This window comes from Vibrio iocasae, assembly GCF_042245395.1.
In the GTDB taxonomy this organism is placed as follows: domain Bacteria; phylum Pseudomonadota; class Gammaproteobacteria; order Enterobacterales; family Vibrionaceae; genus Vibrio; species Vibrio iocasae.
In genome coordinates, this window is record NZ_CP145310.1 from 1 (window position 1) to 20,371 (window position 20,371).

General features: G+C 43.5%; 18 protein-coding genes. 9 read left to right on the forward strand and 9 right to left on the reverse strand.

Annotation, left to right across the window (positions count from 1 at the left end):
* Window positions 1-294: 294 nt before the first annotated feature.
* The 4 genes from SNR28_RS00005 (at window position 295) to SNR28_RS00020 (ending at window position 2,437) form a co-directional block, all read left to right on the forward strand.
* Complete coding sequence (locus SNR28_RS00005) at window positions 295-945, forward strand: tetratricopeptide repeat protein (protein WP_375748967.1); 651 nt, start codon at window positions 295-297, stop codon at window positions 943-945.
* Window positions 935-1,798: a helix-turn-helix domain-containing protein gene (locus SNR28_RS00010; RefSeq protein ID WP_375748968.1), complete on the forward strand. Its 864-nt coding sequence runs from the start codon at window positions 935-937 to the stop codon at window positions 1,796-1,798. The genes SNR28_RS00005 and SNR28_RS00010 overlap by 11 nt, the downstream gene beginning before the upstream one ends.
* Before the next feature lie 124 nt (window positions 1,799-1,922).
* The gene (locus tag SNR28_RS00015) at window positions 1,923-2,183 is read left to right on the forward strand and encodes a type II toxin-antitoxin system Phd/YefM family antitoxin (RefSeq protein WP_375748969.1); all 261 of its coding nucleotides are present in this window, start codon (window positions 1,923-1,925) and stop codon (window positions 2,181-2,183) included.
* Window positions 2,183-2,437: a Txe/YoeB family addiction module toxin gene (locus SNR28_RS00020; protein ID WP_375748970.1), complete on the forward strand. Its 255-nt coding sequence runs from the start codon at window positions 2,183-2,185 to the stop codon at window positions 2,435-2,437. The genes SNR28_RS00015 and SNR28_RS00020 overlap by 1 nt, the downstream gene beginning before the upstream one ends.
* Before the next feature lie 13 nt (window positions 2,438-2,450).
* Here the strand turns inward: SNR28_RS00020 and rpiB are convergent, their stop codons facing one another.
* The 8 genes from rpiB to SNR28_RS00060 form a co-directional block, all read right to left on the reverse strand.
* Window positions 2,451-2,900: a ribose 5-phosphate isomerase B gene (gene rpiB / locus SNR28_RS00025; RefSeq protein ID WP_375748971.1), complete on the reverse strand. Its 450-nt coding sequence runs from the start codon at window positions 2,898-2,900 to the stop codon at window positions 2,451-2,453.
* Between the two features lie 87 nt (window positions 2,901-2,987).
* The gene (locus tag SNR28_RS00030; RefSeq protein ID WP_375748972.1) at window positions 2,988-4,472 is read right to left on the reverse strand and encodes a tripartite tricarboxylate transporter permease; all 1,485 of its coding nucleotides are present in this window, start codon (window positions 4,470-4,472) and stop codon (window positions 2,988-2,990) included.
* Between the two features lie 9 nt (window positions 4,473-4,481).
* Window positions 4,482-4,928 (reverse strand): tripartite tricarboxylate transporter TctB family protein, encoded by a 447-nt coding sequence (locus SNR28_RS00035; RefSeq protein ID WP_375748973.1) that lies wholly within the window; start codon window positions 4,926-4,928, stop codon window positions 4,482-4,484.
* Between the two features lie 72 nt (window positions 4,929-5,000).
* Entirely contained in the window at window positions 5,001-5,930 is a 930-nt protein-coding gene (locus SNR28_RS00040; protein ID WP_375748974.1) for a tripartite tricarboxylate transporter substrate binding protein, read from the reverse strand.
* Between the two features lie 16 nt (window positions 5,931-5,946).
* Window positions 5,947-6,423: a hypothetical protein gene (locus SNR28_RS00045; RefSeq protein ID WP_375748975.1), complete on the reverse strand. Its 477-nt coding sequence runs from the start codon at window positions 6,421-6,423 to the stop codon at window positions 5,947-5,949.
* A 382-nt stretch (window positions 6,424-6,805) separates the two neighbouring features.
* Window positions 6,806-7,432, reverse strand: coding sequence for a bifunctional 4-hydroxy-2-oxoglutarate aldolase/2-dehydro-3-deoxy-phosphogluconate aldolase (locus SNR28_RS00050; RefSeq protein ID WP_375748976.1), 627 nt, complete (start codon window positions 7,430-7,432; stop codon window positions 6,806-6,808).
* Between the two features lie 33 nt (window positions 7,433-7,465).
* Window positions 7,466-8,398, reverse strand: coding sequence for a sugar kinase (locus SNR28_RS00055; RefSeq protein WP_375748977.1), 933 nt, complete (start codon window positions 8,396-8,398; stop codon window positions 7,466-7,468).
* An 11-nt stretch (window positions 8,399-8,409) separates the two neighbouring features.
* Entirely contained in the window at window positions 8,410-8,745 is a 336-nt protein-coding gene (locus SNR28_RS00060; protein WP_375749928.1) for a cupin domain-containing protein, read from the reverse strand.
* A gap of 317 nt (window positions 8,746-9,062) precedes the next feature.
* Here SNR28_RS00060 and SNR28_RS00065 point away from each other — a divergent pair, with 317 nt between their 5' ends.
* The 5 genes from SNR28_RS00065 (at window position 9,063) to SNR28_RS00085 (ending at window position 18,043) form a co-directional block, all read left to right on the forward strand.
* A complete protein-coding gene (locus tag SNR28_RS00065) occupies window positions 9,063-11,210 on the forward strand; it encodes a heparinase II/III family protein (protein WP_375749929.1) in 2,148 nt (715 codons plus the stop codon).
* Complete coding sequence (locus SNR28_RS00070; RefSeq protein ID WP_375748978.1) at window positions 11,207-13,357, forward strand: heparinase II/III family protein; 2,151 nt, start codon at window positions 11,207-11,209, stop codon at window positions 13,355-13,357. The genes SNR28_RS00065 and SNR28_RS00070 overlap by 4 nt, the downstream gene beginning before the upstream one ends.
* 221 nt (window positions 13,358-13,578) lie before the next feature.
* Window positions 13,579-14,658, forward strand: coding sequence for a hypothetical protein (locus tag SNR28_RS00075; protein ID WP_375748979.1), 1,080 nt, complete (start codon window positions 13,579-13,581; stop codon window positions 14,656-14,658).
* Window positions 14,655-16,565: a DUF3857 domain-containing transglutaminase family protein gene (locus tag SNR28_RS00080; protein ID WP_375748980.1), complete on the forward strand. Its 1,911-nt coding sequence runs from the start codon at window positions 14,655-14,657 to the stop codon at window positions 16,563-16,565. The genes SNR28_RS00075 and SNR28_RS00080 overlap by 4 nt, the downstream gene beginning before the upstream one ends.
* A 437-nt stretch (window positions 16,566-17,002) precedes the next feature.
* Window positions 17,003-18,043: a porin gene (locus SNR28_RS00085; RefSeq protein ID WP_375748981.1), complete on the forward strand. Its 1,041-nt coding sequence runs from the start codon at window positions 17,003-17,005 to the stop codon at window positions 18,041-18,043.
* Window positions 18,044-18,132: 89 nt separating this feature from the next.
* Here SNR28_RS00085 and SNR28_RS00090 read toward each other — a convergent pair whose 3' ends face one another.
* Complete coding sequence (locus tag SNR28_RS00090) at window positions 18,133-19,965, reverse strand: ABC transporter ATP-binding protein (RefSeq protein ID WP_375748982.1); 1,833 nt, start codon at window positions 19,963-19,965, stop codon at window positions 18,133-18,135.
* Between the last annotated feature and the right edge of the window lie 406 nt (window positions 19,966-20,371).

Here is a 20,371-nt window from a genome sequence, read left to right on the forward strand (position 1 = left end):
GATTCCAGGCAGCAAGCAGACTGGTAATTGCTAACAGACGAAAGAGCTTTGAAAAATCAAATCGCCATTTGACCTTCGGCTCGGACTTTTTATTTTGGCAGCTACTCTCACTGCAACTTAAACAACTCATAAACTGTTCCCCAACAAATCGACAAGGGAATTATTTGCTTAGCTCGCCTATAAGTCACTGTGACATATCACAGTGCCATTGTTGTGTACGTCTACGAGAATTGCTCACTATCAATCTTTGTCCTAGGTGATATGTATCGTGTGCAAACAATTGGAGTTTAAATAATGAGTGAAGTGAATATTCTCAAGCATCCTGAATTCATACAGGCAGTGCAATTGATTCAGTCAGATAGTTTTACTGAAGCTTCCAGGTTATTGGAAAGGCTATTGGAAGTGCACCCAACGAATACATCGATCATGTATAACCTGGCAGTTTGCCATAGCCAGACTGGAACATATGATGTTGCGGCGGTGCTGTTTGAGAAGGTGCTGGAAGCAGAGCCAAATTTCGCCATTGCGTATATTAATTTCGGGAAAATGGAGTATTTACGCGGAAATCATGACGAAGGATTAGCGCTCTTTGAAGGTGCCTGCAAGATTGAACCTGAAAATCAGGACGCAAGAATTGCGAGAGCCATGGGCTACCACTCTTGTGGGCGTATCAGTGATGCTTTGCAAGAGTTCGAGGAGATAGTGAACAGGGAAGATGGCAGCGAGGTCGCGGTACATTTTTATATAAGTTGTCTGGTGCAACTTCAATATTTCAGTCGTGCGTTAAAAACGATTGAAGAACTGGACGCAAAAGGAATGATCTCATCAGAGCTAAATGAAGTGAAGGAGATGTGTGTACAGCATTTAGATTTCGACCAGGATTCAATCAAACAAGGAGAGCAAGAACAGGAACAGAGCAGAGTGATATTCCAACATGCATTGTAAGAAACTACCTGAAATAGAAAGTAACAGCTCTGAATTCAATGCGATGCTATTGACGGACTACGTTAGGCGTCAATTTAAAAGTGCTCTTACACTTCCATCGAAGCCAGAGAGCGGCTTATTGATATTGGTAACCAGTGGCAAAGGCTATCACTACATTGATGAACAGGTCGTATTTTTTAAACCTGGCACCCTGTTGATGATCAGTCAGGAACAGACTCACAAGTTTGCTAAAGAGATAGATTGGCAGGGGATAGTTGTTACGTATGACGAGCAAGACGTGTTCTCGATGGAAAAGTACGAGTTCAGGATACCGGTTCGAAAAAATGTACGAGAAATAAATGCTGTGTATGACACGGATGAACTTCTGAGGTCAGACTTTCAGTACTTGCTCAATGGTTATTTGAATCAAGCCAATCATTTTAGTGAAGCCATTTACAGAAACACGTTAAGAAACATTATTTTCAAAGCGCTTTCCAAGTCAGAGCAGGTGGATAAGCGAGAGGTACGGTGTAAGTATCAGAATATCTATTTTGACTTTGATGCCGTGCTAGAAAAAAACTTTAAGGATCGAAAGAATGTGAGTGATTACGCTGACACGATGAAGCTAAGCAGCAAGCTCATTAACACTGCCTGCCAAAGAGTTAAGGGCAAATCAGCAAAGTCAATTATTGACTCGCGAGTGATTCTTGAAGCTAAGAGGCTACTGCGGAACTCATCATTTACGATTACTGAAATAGCGGACAATCTGGGCTTTGACCAGCCTACAAATCTGGCTAAGTATTTCAGGCGACATACCAGTGTTACACCGACGGAGTTCCGAAATATGACTAAGTACTTTTCCGGCTCAATGTAATGGAGACCTATGGTAAAGAACGAAACCTCGCCGCTCATAGGTTGTTATACAGAGTTGATTAACTTGCACTTAAATACGTACAAGTTATAATCGGTACTTAGTTAAGTACAACTAGGGGTTAAACATGACAGTTTTTAATTATTCTGAGTTGCGAGCCAACCTGAAAAATGTATGCGATAAGGTCGTGAATGATTGTGATACAGTGACAATCCATCGTAGAGATTCAGAGAATGTCGTAATGATGAGTGAGTCCGAGTTTAACTCCTGGCGTGAAACGATCTATCTGATGTCTAACCCAAAAAATGCTGCCTGGTTGATGGAATCAATCGCTCAGGCTGAAAAAGGTGAAGTGAGCGAAAAACAGCTTATTGATGAGGATGACTGATGTTACTTTGTTTTACTGACAATGCCTGGAAAGACTACGAGTATTGGCAGACGCAAGATAAAAAGACGTTGAAACGAATTAACACCCTTATAAAAGATACTAAGCGGACGCCATCTGAAGGGCTTGGTAAACCGGAACCATTAAAAGAAAATCTATCTGGATATTGGTCAAGGCGCATTACCACTGAACATCGCATGATATATAAGTTTACTCAGGATACGCTGACCATCGTTGCCCTAAGGTTTCACTACTGATCGAAAGGGTGAACTAGCCCCACCGATTTTCGATTTCTTCCATCAACTCAAGCCGATATTTTCGGATCTCGGTTTCATCAAAAGTCGAACTTAACCAGACATCAACAAGCTCTTTAGCTTTTTCTGGGCTGGTGGTTATTGCCCCCAGAGTGAGGATGTTGGTGTCATTGTGTTCTTTAGACTGTTTTACAGTGTAAATATCTGCTCCTAACACCGCGCGAATACCGTTCATCTTGTTAGCGCAGATAGACATTCCAACACCTGTACCACAAATCAAAATACCTAGGTCGGCTTTGTTTTCGATAATTTGCTTACAAACCTGTTTGGCGTAAAGAGCAGAATGTGTTCTCTCAGGTGTATTGGTGCCGACATCAATCACAGTGTACTTCTGTGTTCCAAGGTAGTCAGCAATTTGCTGCTTTAGCGCTAAACCAGAATGGTCGTTGCCAATAGCAATTTTCATAAGCGAACAGTTCCTGAAATAAACTAAAAAAAGAGCGATGTTGATTACAATCAAAATCGCCCTAAGGGAGTGATCCAGTAAATCAGATCAGGTTTGCGGAGTTAGTTTCTTCTTCATTTTCATTGTCGAGTAGACAGAGAATACGGCCAGCACAATAAACGCTAGAGCGATGGGTCTTTCGTATAAGAATGACCAACTATTGTCGTACATCAGCAGGGCTTTACGCAGATTAGTTTCCGCCATTGGGCCAAGAATGATGGCCAACAGAATAGGAGAGGAAGGAATATCCATCTTACCCAGAGCAAATCCAAGTACACCAAAGCAAATAGCCACACCCACATCAAACATCGAGTTGTTGATCGCGTATGCACCGATAATCGACAGGAAGATGATGATAGGAATCATCAGAATCTTAGGTACTTCGATAATGCGGCAGAAGAAGCGAATACCGATCAGGCCGATAATCAGCATGATGATGTTACCTACCAACATTGAGCTGAATACGCCATAAACCACATCTGGACTTTGAGTAAACAGCAGTGGTCCCGGAGTGAGTCCCTGAACAATAAGCGCACCTAGCAGAACCGCAGCAACGGCATCTCCCGGTACACCCAGAGTAAGAAGGGGAACCAGAGCACCACCTGTAACACCGTTGTTCCCTGCTTCTGCAGCACTTAAACCACGTACAGAACCTTTACCGAACTCGTCAGGATTCTTAGAAGAGCGTTTCGCTTCGTTATAGCAAACGAAAGCTGAAATATCTGCGCCTGCTCCAGGAACTGAGCCGATTGAGGTGCCCATCAAACCACTCTTAACCGCGGTTGGAAGCATCTCTTTAAGATCTTTTTTGCTCATTAGGCTGTGGTCAAACTTAGGCATTTTAACCTTGTTACCAGCCATCACTTTTTCGATCTGGTTGAGTGATTCTGAAAGCGCAAACAGGCCGATCAGTACAGGGATAACGTTCACACCGCTATACAGATCCATGATGCCGTAGGTAAAACGAGGAACACTACTGATTGGGTCAAGGCCAAAGGTTGATATGAGTAAGCCAATAGCACCAGCAAGCAAGCCTTTCAGAATGTTCTGTGCTGAAACACTGGCAATGATCGTCAGGCCAAACAGTGCTAGCGCAAAGTACTCAGGAGCGTTGAATCTTAAGGCAAAGTTAGCCAGCAAAGGTGCAACTGCAATAAGAACGATAGTACTGATTGTGCCACCCACAAAAGAAGCTACAGCAGAAATACTCAATGCTCTGGCGGCTTGTCCTTTGCTGGAAAGTGAGTAGCCATCTAAAACAGTGGCAGCAGAGGCAGGAGTCCCGGGTGTTTTTAATAAGATGGCAGCAATGGAACCACCGTAGATACCACCGATGTAGACGCCGATAAGCATCACCAGTGCTGGCGTTGAGTCCATACCAAAAGTGAATGGCAGAAGAATCGCTACACCCATGGTTGCGGTCAAACCTGGCAATGCACCGAGAATGATACCGCCCAAAACACCAAAAAAGAGAACCGGTAGAACGGCAAAACTAAATGTAGTCGAAAGGCCAGCAATTAGATGTTCTAACATAAATCCACCTTAGAAAAGCGAGCCCTGTGGAAGTGAAATAATGAACACTTCACTAAACAGGTAATAAATAGCAACGACAAATGTCCAGGCGATGGCGTAATAAGATGGTTTCTTTACCTTGAATACAACCAGATAGACAGTGAATGCGATTAGAGAAGCGGGTAGGTATCCGATGAAGCTGATTAGTACCGCATAAACTAAAAGAAAAGCGACACCAAAAATCGCCAGTTTTGAAAATATGGGTTCAGCACCTTTAGCCGCTTCGTTTTTCAGTTTGCTTTGTACAGCAAGCAGCACAGAAATAAAAATAATGAAGCATGCAACAACCGTAGGGAAGAACTTCGCATTTACGCTGGCATCCTGAAACCTGGGATTGTCAAACTGGCTTATTGAAATAAGAGCAAGAATGCTGATTATCACCATAAGCACAGGAAATAATATATTGCGCTCTTTCATAGAATTGCCTAAATAAAATTATTTCATAAAGGGGACGTATCGTCCCCTTTATGAAGAGTGGAACAGTAAAACTTAGTTGTTGATTAGCTCACCAAGTGTTGCAGTGTCCTGTTTAACAAAGTTAGTAAATTCTTCAGCATTCATTGGGTGGATAGTCATCGCACCTTTCTGCATGAACTCTTTGAACTCAGTAGTTGCCATCGCTTCATCAAACGCTTTACCAAGAGTTTCGATTACAGCATCTGGCGTATTCTTAGGAGCACCAATACCACGCCATGTACCACTTTGTACGTCAACGCCTTGCTCTTTTAGAGTTGGTACATCTGGGATATATGAAATGCGCTCGTTAGACATTACACCCAGGGCTTTAAGTTGACCTGAACGTAGCTGAGCAATAGCTTCACCCGGAGTCACCATAGTCACGTCAGTGTGACCACCAAGTACTGCTGGGATTGCTTCTGCTGCGCCATTGTATGGGATAGCGTTTAGCTTAATGCCTTCAGCTTTTTCAAGTGTCATCAGGTAGAAGTTTGGAGCAGCTGTAGAAGCAAACTTCACTGCGCCATCTTTCTTCTTAGCTTCAGCAATCAGGTCATTGATCGTGTTGTATGGGCTGTCTTTCGCGACCAGAACAACCGCTGGGTCAAGGTTTACAAGACGAATCAGTTTAAAGTCATCAACATCGTGCTGCATCAGTCCCATTTGAGGAAGAGAGGCGATTTCACGCGTAACAACCGTTAGTGTGTATCCGTCGGGGCGTTGCTGAGCACCAAAGCTCATACCTACCGCACCACTACCACCCGTACGGTTCATTACAGCAATGTTTTGACCAAGGATATCTTTTGCAGAGTTAGCAAGAGTACGGCCAACAGCATCAGTACCACCGCCAGCACCAAAAGGAACAACAAGACGAATGTTTTTGCTAGGGTAATCAGCTGCCATAACAGAGGTAGAAGCGATAATGCCGGCAGTGACTAATACTTTTTTTAGTAGGTTACTCATAAGGGACACCTTTTGTTCACGAAATTCTAGTTTGTTGGGTAGGGTTATTTGTTTTTACAGATTGGTACTCGCTGATGGCTAACTGCTCGGTTGCTACTGCAATCCAGCCTGCCATGAGCATGTCGTACCATTGTTCAACGCCGCTGCATGCGACAACCACATCGCCATAGACGAATGAGCCATAAAACATCAGGTCATCGTCCTTGAGGGACGCAGGGTGAATATTTTGAATCTGAGTGTTGGAAACCGAGTTTCTCCACGCTTGTTTTGCTTTCTTTCTTGCAAACTCATCAAATGGAATGGTCCACTCTTCAGGAGAGCCGATAGAAGCCTCTACCAGAATCGCTTCTTCGAAGCTGGATTCCCAAGGCTTGATGGAAGGATCCATCACTACGATGTGAAGCTCTTTGCGGTTTGTTCTTTCGAACAGTCTTTCTATCGCCGGTTTTACCAGCTCAATAGCATCTAGAGCCAGTGCTTTGTTATTTCTCATACATCCTCCATGAATGACATGGGAATTAGCATATTGTAATACAATAATTATTTACAACATATTAAGAGTGAAACAATACCTAGGTCACATACCGGATTGTTGTGATGAGATTTCGATCAAGTTCCTAGCTATATCTAAGGATTGTTAGGTTTCTAGGATTGTTGATAGCTTTGTTTGTAGTGTATAGGGAGTAGCAGGTTTTGAGGTTATTGTATGTGTAGTTTGTGAGGTTTTAAGAATGTTAGGGGGAGAGATGGCTCCTGAATAAAAAAAGCAAGATTGCCGACAGAACAATCTTGCAACGGAGATTCATTGCGAGTGCGCTGAACAAACAGCACACTCTAATTATTATTATCAATAGGGTGATTCTTATTGGAGTTGATTACGCTTGAATAAACTCAACCGCTTCTTTCACAAGCGCAGCCAGTTCATCCCACTTACCTTCGTCGATCAGCTTGGTTGGAACCATCCATGTACCGCCACACGCGAGTACAGATGGGATATCCAGGTATTCATCCAGGTTCTTGGTGCTTACGCCACCAGTAGGCATAAATTTCACCGGGTAAACCGCAGTGAGTGCTTTTAGCATACCTGTTCCGCCAGATGGCTCTGCCGGGAAGAACTTAAGTGTGCGAAGGCCCATTTCCATTGCTTGCTCAACAAGGCTTGGGTTATTAACACCCGGTACGATTGCAACGCCTTTTTCCTGACAGTAAGCAACTGTACGAGGGTTAAAGCCAGGGCTTACTATAAAATCAACGCCAGCGTTAATCGCTTCGTCTACCTGATCGTTAGTCAGAACGGTACCAGCACCGATCAGCATCTCAGGAAACTCATCACGCATCAACTTGATAGCTTCAGCGGCACATTCTGTACGGAAGGTGATTTCAGCACATGGCATGCCGTTTTCAACCAAAACTTTACCAAGAGGGATTGCGTCTTCAGCTTTGTTAATTGCGATAACCGGAATAACTTTAAGTTGAGCCAGTTGTTCGTTAAGTGTTGCCATTTTAATGGGTTCCTTTGGTTTAATGAGTTTTGGTTAGAGGGTCAGGCCTGTCATAGCTTCTACAGGGATAACTGCGCCTTTGTACTGAATAACAGTACCCGCCATCTTGTGTGCCAGTTTTGCAGATTCTTCTGCGCTGCCGTCTGTCAGGCGTTTTGCCAGATAGCCACCGCTAAATGAGTCTCCAGCAGCTGTTGTGTCTACAACGTTTTCTACTTTTGTTGCAGGTACAGAAACTTGTTCGTCGCCTACTACAATAAGGCAGTCTTCAGCGCCACGTTTGATCACTATCTCTTTAACACCAGCAGCTTGAGTGCGCTCAATGCACTGATCTACATCAGTGTCACCATACAGATCCTGCTCATCGTCGAAGGTCAGCATCGCGATGTCGGTCAGTGACAAAATCGTGCGGTATGTGTTCAGAGCTTGCTCTTGGGTTTCCCAAAGCTTTGGACGGTAGTTGTTGTCAAAACAAACCAGACCACCTTTAGCACGAAATTTATCAAGTAGGCTAAACAGTACGTTGCGGCCAGTATCTGTAAGAATCGCGATAGTGATGCCACTGATGTAAATAGCATCGAACTCCATCAGGTTGTTAATGAGTTCAACTGAGCGCTCAGCCTGGTCGAAAATGTATTTCGCAGCAGAGTCGTTACGCCAGTAGTGGAACTTTCGCTCACCGGTATCGTCAGTCTCGATGTAGTACAGACCTGGTTGTTTTTCATCGATGTGCATAATGAGGCTGGTATCAACGCCATTCTCATTCCATTCACGAACCATTCCATGGCTAAACGGGTCATTGCCCAGGGCTGTTACATAGCTGGTTTGTCCCAAACCTTTTGTCAGGCGCGAAAGATACATAGCCGTATTCAGCGTATCACCGCCAAATGCCTGCTTTAGATATTCGCCATGCTGTTGAAGCTCTACCATGCACTCGCCGAGTAGCGCAATCTTAAATGGTCGCATTGGAGTACCTCTTATTTCAGAAAATCTTCACGAACCGGAGAGAACACATCCATAAGAATGCTGCGGTCTTCCAGTGATACAGCGCCGTGTACAAGGTGCTTTTTCGCAATGTAAGCATCACCGGCTTTTAGTACCTGCTTTTTGCCATCTACTTCAGCTTCAAAGCTACCTTTAACAACATATCCAATCTGGTCATGAATCTCATGAGAGTGCGGTTCACCAACAGCACCTTTGTCGAATTCAAGATGAACTGCCATTAGGTCATCAGTGTAACCAACAATCTTTCTCTTGATGCCGCCACCAAGCTCTTCCCATTCATTTTCATTAATCATAAAGAAAGGGTTCATAACATCTCCCGGAATTTGTTCAATACTTAACTCTGTAATTGGCGTCATCATAACCGTACTTTATTCAATTGTCATACAATAAGTTTAAGATAATGAGAGGTGCATCAAGTTTATATCCAGTTCATGGATAAGGGCGATACAAAGTAATAATCTTTAAAGGTTTATTTAATAAGGGCTTGTAGGGTTAATGTGATTTATCTCGTTATTTCTGATTTTGATTCGTGCAAAAAAAGCCTATTTGTATTATTTTATATTTAGAAATGAGATTTGCTTGTTGGGAGAGCTCTGTGAACACAGCAGTAACACAACCGATTTTGATGACTGAAGCCGAAATCGCTGAACTAAAAAAAGAAGTAGGCCGCGACACTCTAATGGGTCGTACTATCGCAAAGCATATTAAAGAAACAGAATCTTTTATGGCTTTGGGCTATGACGTTCCAGGTCATGGAGAAGCAGGTGGTTATGAGCATAACCGCCATAAGCAGAACTATCAGTATATGAACCTGGCGGGTCGTCTGTTTTTGGTTACCGGCGAAGAAAAGTACGCAAAGTTTGTTACTGAGTTACTTGAACTTTACGCAGAGAAGTACCTGACTTTTGGTTTCCATGTTCAGAAAAACACAAACCCAACAGGCCGGTTATTCCACCAGATTTTAAACGAACATGTTTGGCTGCTATACACCAGCCTTGCTTATTCATGTGTTGCTGCTTATATGAGTGAAGAGCAGCGCGAACGCATTGTTGAGCGTGTATTCGATCCTATGTTGGACATGTTTACCGTGAAGTATGCGCATGATTTTGACCGTATCCACAACCACGGGATCTGGGCTGTCGCTGCTGTTGGTATCTGTGGTCTGGCGGTTGGTAAGCGCGAATATCTGGATATGTCAGTTTACGGCATAGAGAACAATGGTTCTGGTGGCTTCCTTGCACAGATTTCAGAGTTGTTCGCACCATCTGGTTACTACATGGAAGGGCCTTATTACCATCGCTACGCGATTCGCCCACTGTGTGTATTTGCTGAGGTGATTCACCGTCATATGCCGGAAGTAGGTATCTTTAGCTACAAAGATGGTGTTATCGGAACCACGGTGCAGGCGCTGCTTTCTACTGCTTATCCTAATGGTGAGTTCCCGGCGCTGAATGATGCTTCCCGTACCATGGGTATTACAGATATGGGTGTTCAGGTTGCGGTATCTCAGTACGCGAAACATTACGGTACTCAAGAGACTGGTCTGGATGAGAACCTATTAGGTATGGCAAAAATTCAGGATCAGGTATGGATGCATGCTTGTGGTCTTGAGTTATCTCGCGCTTACGAAGGTAAAGAAGAAGAGATCGGATTGCCATGCTGGCCAAGCGTTGAGCTCAATGAAGGTCCGGATGGTGACCGTGGTGCTCAAGGCTTTATCCGTATGCCAGACCAGTCTGGCGATGTGTTCCAGCTAGTGATGAACTATGGTCAGCACGGTATGGGGCATGGACACTTCGATACACTGGGTATCTCTTACTTTAACCGTGGCCAGGAAGTATTGCGTGAGTATGGCTTTGGCCGCTGGGTAAACGTAGAGCCTAAGTTCGGTGGCCGTTACCTTGACGAAAACAAGAGCTATGCTCGCCAAACTATCGCCCATAACGCAGTAACAATCGATCAGACCTGCCAGAATTATTTTGATGTAGAACGTGCTGATGCAGTCCATGGCTTGCCGCACTTCTTCAAGATCGAAGGTGACAATGCTCGTGGTATGAGTGCGTTTGCAAACGAGCATTTTGGTGGTGTACAGCAACAGCGTAGCGTTCTTATGGTGAAACTGGATGACCTAGAAGCTCCACTCCTGGTCGACCTGTACCGTCTGACTGGCGAGGGTAATCATCAATATGATTACTCTCACCAGTTCGATGGTCAGATTGTTCGCACCAACTTTGAATATCAGACCAATAAAGAGCTGGATACGCTAGGCGATAAAGATGGTTATCAGCATCTTTGGGACGTTGCACGTGGCGGCTGCGGTGAAATGGCATTGGTCAGCTGGCTACAAAACAATACTTACTACACCTGGCTTGGTACAAGTTCAAATGGTGATGATGAGGTTATTTTCACCCGTAGTGGTGCTAACGACCCTTCATTTAATCTGAGAAGTGAACCAGGCTTTATCCTTCGCACAAACGGCGAAGACACCTTGCTTGCTTCCGTTCTGGAAACCCATGGCTACTTTAATGAAGAGTTTGAGCAGTCGGTTTCTGCACGCGGAAATGTAAAACAAATCGCGGTAATCGCGCATAACAATGAAGGTTCTGTTATCGAGATTAAGACTCACGCATCTAAAGCTATTGTGATGGTGAGCAATCAGCAGGATGTTGATGATAATACAGAACATAAAGTAGAAAAGAATGGCGTGACCTATGCTTGGAACGGTCAGTTTGCTATTGAAGCAATGGCTTTATGCCAGGAGACAAAACAATGAGTTATCAGCCTTTGCTGTTAAGCTTTGAAGAAGCGGCACAACTCCGCAACGATCTGGGTAAAGATACTATTCTGGGTAAAGCGCTGGCGCGTGATATTAAACAACTAGAAGACTACATCCAGGCAGTTGGTATTGAAGTGCCGGGCCACGGTGAAGCGGGCGGTTATGAGCATAACCGTCATAAGCAGAACTATATCCATATGGATATTGCTGGCCGTCTTTTCTTGATTACTGAAGAACAGAAATACGGTGACTACATCGTTGATATGCTTTCTGCATACGCCGATGTTTACCCGACTTTGGAAAGCAATGTCAGCCGTGATACTAACCCTCCGGGTAAGCTGTTCCACCAAACTCTGAACGAGAACATGTGGATGCTTTACGCATCGTGTGCGTATAGCTGTGTTTTCCACACTCTTTCTGATGATAAGAAAGCGTTTATTGAAACTAATCTGTTCCAGCCGATGATCGAGATGTTCGTTGTTACCTATGGACATGACTTCGATATCGTTCACAACCACGGCTTGTGGGCGGTTGCTGCGGTAGGTATCTGTGGCTATTCGATTAACGATCAGGAATCGGTAGATAAAGCACTATACGGCCTGAAAATGGACCGAGTAAGCGGCGGGTTTCTTGCGCAGCTTGATCAGCTGTTCTCGCCTGATGGCTACTATATGGAAGGCCCTTACTATCACCGTTTCTCACTGCGTCCAATCTTCCTGTTTGCTGAAGCCATTGAACGTCGTCAGCCAGATTTGAAGATCTACGAGCACAACGATTCAGTTATTAAGACAACAGCAGATGCTGTGATGTCTACAGCATTCCCGGACGGTACACTTCCTGCTCTGAATGACTCGTCAAAGACTATTAGCATCAACGATGAAGGTGTGATTATTGCCACCTGTGTTAGCTACCAGCGTTATGAGCAGACTGACACTCTGGTTAGCATGGCGAATCATCAGCAAAATGTCTGGGTTCATACGTCTGGTCAGACGCTGTCTGATGCGGTTGAGCAGGCTGAAGATATCAAGCCGTTTAACTGGGGTAGCCTGTACGTGACTGATGGCCCTCAGGGTGAGAAAGGTGGTTTAACTATCCTGCGTCACCGCGACAGTCAGGACGATGACACTATGGCATTGATGTGGTTTGGTCAGCACGGTTCTGATCACCAGTATCACTCAGCATTGGATCATGGTCACTACGATGGTTTGCACCTGAGCGTATTCAACCGAGGTCATGAAGTATTGCACGACTATGGTTTTGGCCGCTGGGTAAACGTTGAGCCTAAGTTTGGTGGACGTTATATCCCGGAAAACAAGTCTTACTGTAAGCAGACGGTTGCTCACAACACAGTAACGGTCGATCAGAAAACACAAAACGATTTTGATACCGCTACTGCGGAATCTCGCTTTGGACAGAAGCACTTCTTTGTCGCAGGTGAAGAGAAGCTGCAAGGCATGAGTGCTGTTATCGAAGAGTACTATCAGGGCACCAGGATGCAGCGCAGCGTGATACTTGCTGATCTGGAAGAGTTCGAAAAGCCTCTGGTTATTGATGTTTATCGAATCGAAGCAGACGAAGAGCACAGCTACGATCTGCCGGTTCACTATAAAGGCCAGATTATCCGCACCGACTTTGATTATGCGGTTGAGAGCAAGCTAAAACCTATGGGCGAAAACTTCGGTTATCAGCATCTTTGGAATCTTGGTTCTGGTGAAGTTGAAGGTAGCTCACTGGTAAGTTGGCTGCACGATTCAAGCTACTACTCGTTGGTTACAAGCGCGTCGGAAGGTTCTAAAGTGTTCTTTACTCGTACTGGTGCAAACGACCCAGACTTTAACCTGCGTAATGAGCCTGCACTGATACTGCGTCAGACGGGTCAGGACCATGTTTTTGCCTCTGTGCTGGAGACACATGGTTATTTTAATGAGTCTATCGAGGCCTCTGTTGGCGCTCGTGGCTTGGTAAAGAAGACAGAAGTTATTGGTCACAATGAAACTGGTACGGTTATCGCGATTCATTTAGAAGGCGGTAAAACGTATAAGGTTGGTATTTCCAACCGAGAAGAATCTCAGCAGAGCGAACCTCATCGTGTTTCGTTCGGTGGAGATAACTATGAATGGCGTGGGCCATTCGCGGTGCTTTAGTAGTTGTAGTAAATACCTACTTTTGGCCGGTGACCCTCACCGGCCTTTTTTCTTCCTAGGCTTTTATCCACTTCGCGTCTTAAATCATCTGTAAATGGTTATTTATACCATTTATAGATATTCCCATTTGAATCAATACTAATTATTGATGATAATTACGGACTATTTTTATCTGTAACCTAATGAATTATTAGTGTTTCTAGTACATGGATTCCGTATATATGCAAGAGATAAGTAGCGCTCAAATAGAAGAATATAAAGAGCATGAAAGCTCTGAAGAAGTCGCTAACCCAATTTTAATAAGTAAACCAAACTCGTTTATCTGGGAGTGGCTATTAGCATTCAGCACCTTCAATATGTATTCAAACTACTGGTTTTTTGCCAGAACAAGAGAGCTAAACAAGGTCTCTAACTCTAGTTTTACGCCCTGGTTATGGCTGTTCGTTCCGTTTGGTGCGATTTTTCAGCTCTTTGCGTTTCGAAGGTTAGGAAATGGGGTGGAAGAAATCGAGAGTGGAAAACAGGTAGCCAGAAATCGAAAGCTATATATTGTCGGTTGTATTGGTTTTATTGTTTCTACCGCTTTCTTTTCTTTTACGTCAGAGCTTGAAGTCCCTTATTGGTTAGAAGGCGTGTTCTATCTGACACTTACTTTCGCTTTCGCCTTTATGACCCAGCGTGTAAATGCCGCGAAATATAGCCTAAAGAATGCAGAATTCAAACCAAGAAATAAGTTGCTTACTGCTCTTCGTTGGCTGCTTGTAATTACACTCTTCCCGGCAATATTGGGTGGTTTCATTTATGTTTCGTATCCTGACTTGTTTATGGACAAACTGGATGATCACTCCGGCAGCACTGTCTATAGGCAAGAACATAAGAGCTTTGAAATGCCGTTTAGTGGTAATGGCTGGTTTAGCGTAGAGTCTGGAACTTTTAGTAATGGCACCGCTCTTGCGGAGTTTTCTAACTCAGTATTTGACTCCTATGTTCTTATTTTTGAAAACAAAAATGTCGGTGATGTAAACGAGCATATGAGTGGTCGAAAAGACTGGGTTAGAGAGTCATTTTCGGATGTGAAGTGTAAAGAAAAGAGGAGCTTTGTCCGGAATACGATGACCGTAAAAATAGAGGCAGAGTGCACAGGAACTCAGGTTCTTGAGCCTGCAGTTGTACTGATCACGTTTATTCAGGCAGATGATACTAACTATGAGTTCTTTGGTGTTCTTACAGCGCCAGATGATGTCTATAAAAGACAGGTGGCCTCGTACAAATCTATGGCTAGGGAGTTTACGGTAAGATGATAAGATATCGTTTGGCATTGCCCGTCACATTGTTTTTATGTTCACCAGGACTCGTTGTTGCTAGTGAAAACGTTGAGATAAATTGGCAGCTTTCAAGCGACAATCTATCTCATGTTCAGTCGCTATTACCCGATGGAGAGAAGCCAACTGAAATGACGCAGTTGCTGCGTGAGATTCGTTATCAGGTTAAATCAGATACGGTTAAGTTTATTGGCAAGTCGGTCAACTATTACCCTCGTTTTATTGATGCTAAAGACTACGGAACAGTGAGTGTTTACTTCAATCCTAATTATGAAAGCTTGAGAATTCTCTCCGTCGCTTCTATTTCTCCGGAAGGTGAGGTAATGCAAATTTCCCCTTCGGATGCTCAAATTCTGGATGTTGATGAATACAACACCTTCAACAGCGAGAAAGAAGTGGCACTAGCGATTCCCGGACTAAAGGAAGGCAGTTTCTCTGTACTGGAATATGAAATTGTTACCCAGAAAAATCGTATGGAGTCTGATTGGTCACAAGAGCTTTATGTCCAAAACAATTATCCGATTAATCAATTTAGCCTGGATGTATTTTGGGAAGAATCATCACCGATAACATGGGCTTTAGACTCTAAACATGTTCAGTGCGAAGAGCAGGAAAATCAGCTGAGCTGTCAGGGTAGTGAGTTACCTCTTTATAAGGGCGACACAAACGCCTATTGGCGAGATCATGTTGAACGCATCTCCATCGGCGTCAACGAGAGCTGGAATCAGGTTATTGAGCAGGCTTCTGAATTGATGGCTAAGGCCAATGATGACGTTGAAGGTCTGGATGAGCTCTATGGTGATTTGACGAAAGGGAGTACTTCAAAAGAAGAGAATATTGCTGCAATACTAGACTTTGTTTCCAGAGATATACGTTATGTGTCTATGTCTGACTATGGCAATGCGATGACACCACATACCATAGGCGAGACGATCAAGAACCGCTATGGTGACTGTAAAGATAAGTCGGTTTTGCTCAAGGCTCTGTTAGAGAAAAATGGGATACCAGCGAGGCTAGTTCTGGTTTCTACTTATAGGACAGACAATAGCAAGCTGCTTATTCCAACGATGAATGCCTACAATCACGTCGTTGTCTGTTTCAAACTGAACGGAGAAGATTACTGCGTCGATCCGACGGATACACAGACTAACTGGCAATACGTGTCGTCATGGATTCAGAACAAAGTCTCCCTTCCTTTGGAGCTTGGTTTTGTCCCTTCCCCACTGGATTCTGACCCTTATCGCTGGAAGCTCAATATTGTTACCGAAACAGAGTTTCTGGAGAACGGAGGTCAGTCAGAGCATCAGACACGTACCTATCTTGGTGAATACGCTTCTAGTTTCCGCTCAAGTCTATACAGCCAGAATAAAGCAGACAGACATGATTCTTTGTTAAAGCAGTATCAGGAAGTGGTTTACGATCAGCCTGAGCCATCTTTTACCATTCGTTCGATTGACGAGATGACCGAGGAGCTAGAGATTGAATCTAATGCTGAGATTCTTCCTTTTCTTGAGACAGATCAGCCTCTGACATACGCTGAAAACGATGCCTGGCTTCGTGATGAGATTGTGGACCTGAAGCTTAAAAATGAGCGGTTCCCAGAATACTTTCCTGGTTTGAGTGTTTATTCCGAGTACAACTACGATACCAATGATGTCTGGAAAATAACTGACATTCCACCAACACTAAGGCTGAATCACAAACTGGGTTCATTAACAAGAAACGTTACCCAGCTTTCTCCAACAAAGCTTAAGGTACTTACAACGGTAGATATTCGTTCACAGTTTGTCGATGTTTCCGCAATAGAAGAGTTCAACAAGTTACTCGATACTTTTATTGAACATTCTACTATCCGTTTTTACGGCTCTTCAACGCTCACAAAATAATAACAACTCTGAGTGATTCTTTAATAGTCAAATAGAATCACTCAGAGGTTTTATTTATCTCCCATATCCATACTTAGGTTCTGAATTATTCTTACCGCTAATCTATTGCTTTGTTTATGATTTTGTAGTGGTGAGATCAGATAGATAAACATAACTATTTTCTATTGAAGTTGTTGTGTTATATGTGTCGTAATTTTAATTGATAACAATATTAATTATAAATCTTATCTTGTTCTTGATGAAGTGAATATTACTTGTTTACAAGTTATCTGAATAGCGTGACTGATATTGAACTTATATGATTTAACAGAAAAATTTAGCATATTGGATGAAACTTTTTTCAATATGATGATATTTTATTCCTGTCTATCGTCATTATGTATTTTAATAATAATAAATTTTAATTTGCAAGCTATATATAAATCAGAGTAATGATTATGAATAAGAAAATATTATCTACTGCTATCATAGGCGCTTTATACACAACATCTTCTTTAGCAGTAACTCTTTATAATGAAGATGGCACAACTTTCTCAGTTGGCGGGCATGTTTCTGTGGCTTTGGATAGCCACGGTGGTGAGGATGCAACTGGCAAAGAAGAAGTCGGTATTTCTAGTGTATCTCCACGTATCAACATCAACGCTACACATGATGTAGGCAACGGTTACACTGTTGATGCGAAAGGTGAGTGGGCTCTGAACATGCTAGATGGTGGTGACAACTCTTTCACCACTCGTCTGGGTTATGTTGGCTTGTCACATGATGTAAATGGTCGTCTTGTAGTTGGTACACAGTGGGCTCCTTACTACGATGTCGCTGGTGTTGCAGACATGCCAATTGCGTTTGCTAACGACTTTATCTACGACGACCATGGTAACCTTGGCACTGGCCGTGGTAACGATATGGTGAGCTATCGTAACGGTATCGAATTTAGCAACAATATGTCCCTAAATCTTGGTGTTGCATGGCAGGGTTCTGATGTTACTAAAGACGAGAATGGCATCGTCGAAAAAGCATACGATGATCGTGCACAGGTTGCCGTTACATTTAATGTTGGTGACTTTAAATTAGGTTATGCGTACAACGGTGGTGATGTAGATAAGAAGTCTGCGAAATCAAACCTGTTCAGTGCTGCATATGGTTCATACGGTGATGGCTTGTACCTGGCTGGTGTATACGGCCAAAACAAATATATGAACAAGCTTACTCCTACATCAACGGTTTATGCGAAAGAATCGACAGTTACTGAATTTCTAGCGGCATACGCACTGAGCAGCAGCCTAAACCTAAGTGTTAACTACGAAAACGTAGAAGATGACAGTACAGATAAAACCATTCGTGAAGAGTCTGCTATACAGGCAGAATACAACTTCACATCACAGTTTGTTGGCTTCACTGGATACCAGTTCGATCTCAATGATCAGGACGGCAGAAAGAAAGACGACAAGTGGATGATCGGTGCTCGTTACTACCTATAAGTCACAAGCTAAACTTACTAACCGATAAACTAAAACACCCTCAGGTTCTGCCTGAGGGTGTTTTTTATCTAATGAGAAGTGATAGTGAACTACTCAGCAATAAACCCGCCTGTCTGATGTGACCAAAGCTGCGCATAAATACCATCACCTTTAATGAGCTCCTGGTGAGTACCTTGCTCAACGATCTGGCCTTTATCCAGAACAATCAGTCTGTCCATTGCTGCGATTGTTGATAGACGGTGTGCGATAGCAATAACGGTTTTTCCTTCCATCAGCTTATACAGGCTTTCCTGAATGGCGGCCTCCACTTCTGAGTCCAGTGCAGATGTTGCTTCGTCCAGAATCAGTAGCGGTGCGTTTTTCAGAAGCACGCGTGAGATAGCGATACGTTGACGCTGTCCACCAGACAACTTAACACCACGCTCACCAACTTGTGCGTCGTAACCTTTATTGCCGTGTGGGTCAGTTAGCGTCTCGATAAATTCATCGGCCTGAGCTTGTTTTGTGGCTCTGAACAGCTCTTCGTCTGTTGCGTCCGGTTTACCATAAAGGATGTTTTCTTTGATGGAACGGTGCAATAGCGACGTATCCTGCGTCACCATACCGATTTTGCTTCGCAGAGAGTCTTGAGTGACGTCAGAGATGACCTGACCATCAATCTTGATTTGACCACTCTCAACATCATGGAAGCGAAGCAGCAGGTTCACTAGTGTGGACTTACCTGCACCAGAACGACCAACAAGACCAACCTTTTCGCCTGGTTTGATGTTCAAGTTCAGGTTGCTGATGATGCCCTTTTCTTTCTCTCCGTAATGGAAGCTCACGTCATCAAACTCGATGCCACCGTTTTCGACTACTATCGGCTTCGCGTCTTTTTTATCGGTAATATCTACAGGTTTTGCCAATGTAGACATCCCATCTACAACCGTACCCATGTTTTCAAACAGAGACCCGACTTCCCACATGATCCACATCGACATGCCATTGATTCTTAGAGCCAGACTCACGGCAATGGCGATGGCACCAATAGTGATGGCGCTTTCCATCCATAGGTAGATAGAGATAGCTGCGATAGAGAATACGAGCAGGTAGTTCGCTATTTCGACGCTGATATTGAATCCAGTGACCAGACGCATCTGGCGGTAAACGGTATCAAGAAATCCATCCATACCTTCTTCGGCATACTCGGTTTCTCTTTTACTATGAGAGAAGAGTTTTACCGTAGCGATGTTGGTGTAGCTGTCTACAATTCGACCTGTCATCATGGAGCGAGCATCAGCCTGTTCCGAGGAAACGTTTTTCAGTTTTGGAACGAAGTAGATCTGAACCGCGATATACACGGCAAGCCAAATCAGCATAGGCACCATTAGTCGCCAGTCTGATTGTGCCAGCATTACTATGATTGCTGTAAAGTAAACACTCACATACACAAATACATCCAGCAACTTCATTACGGTTTCTCGTACCGCCAAGGATGTCTGCATCACCTTGGTCGCCACTCGACCAGCAAAGTCATCCTGATAAAAAGAAAGGCTCTGTTTCAGCAGGTATCTGTGTGCCAACCAACGTATCGACATCGGGTAGTTACCCAATAACGTTTGATGGATGGTTAGTGAATAGAGGATGATTAAAATGGGCATCACTATTAACAGCAACGCGCCCATCTTCCATAAAGTGCTGCTGTTTTCTTGTAAGAATGTTTCCGGATTACTTACAGACAGCCAGTCAACCAACTGACCCATAAAGCCAAAAAGGGAAACTTCGATGATCGCGACAATGGTGCTGAGTGATGCCATCACCAGCAATGGAATTTCGAAGCCTCTTGTGTAGTGACGACAAAAGGCAAATATACCCTTAGGAGGTTGAGTCGGCTCTTCTTTCGGAAAGGGTTTAGTAAAGCTTTCAAACAACTTAAATAGCATAATCGATCCTGACATTGTTATTGTTTTTATGTCTCAGCTGATAACTGAGTTTTTTATAAACTAGGAAGGCAGTTTAGTTTGTAAACACTAGCTCAAACATCAAAAAAAAGACATAGATCAAACAAATAAAATATCTATGCAGAATTGGTTGGATATATATTCATTTCTTATTCGTACGATATCGCTCTGTGCCTTGTTTGTTTGGGAATAAAATTCACAAAAGTGACTAATTATCCATTGGGTTTTCCTGGTGGATACGATTAGTACTGTGCTTTTTTACGGTTTCTTCCGGTCTTTGCAGTGAAAACGTAAAGATTGTGTGTGAGATTGGGAGAGATTTCAGTGAAAAGCGATGTCTCTCTGTAAATACAATTTTCTCAACAATCATTGATAGGATGAATTGAGA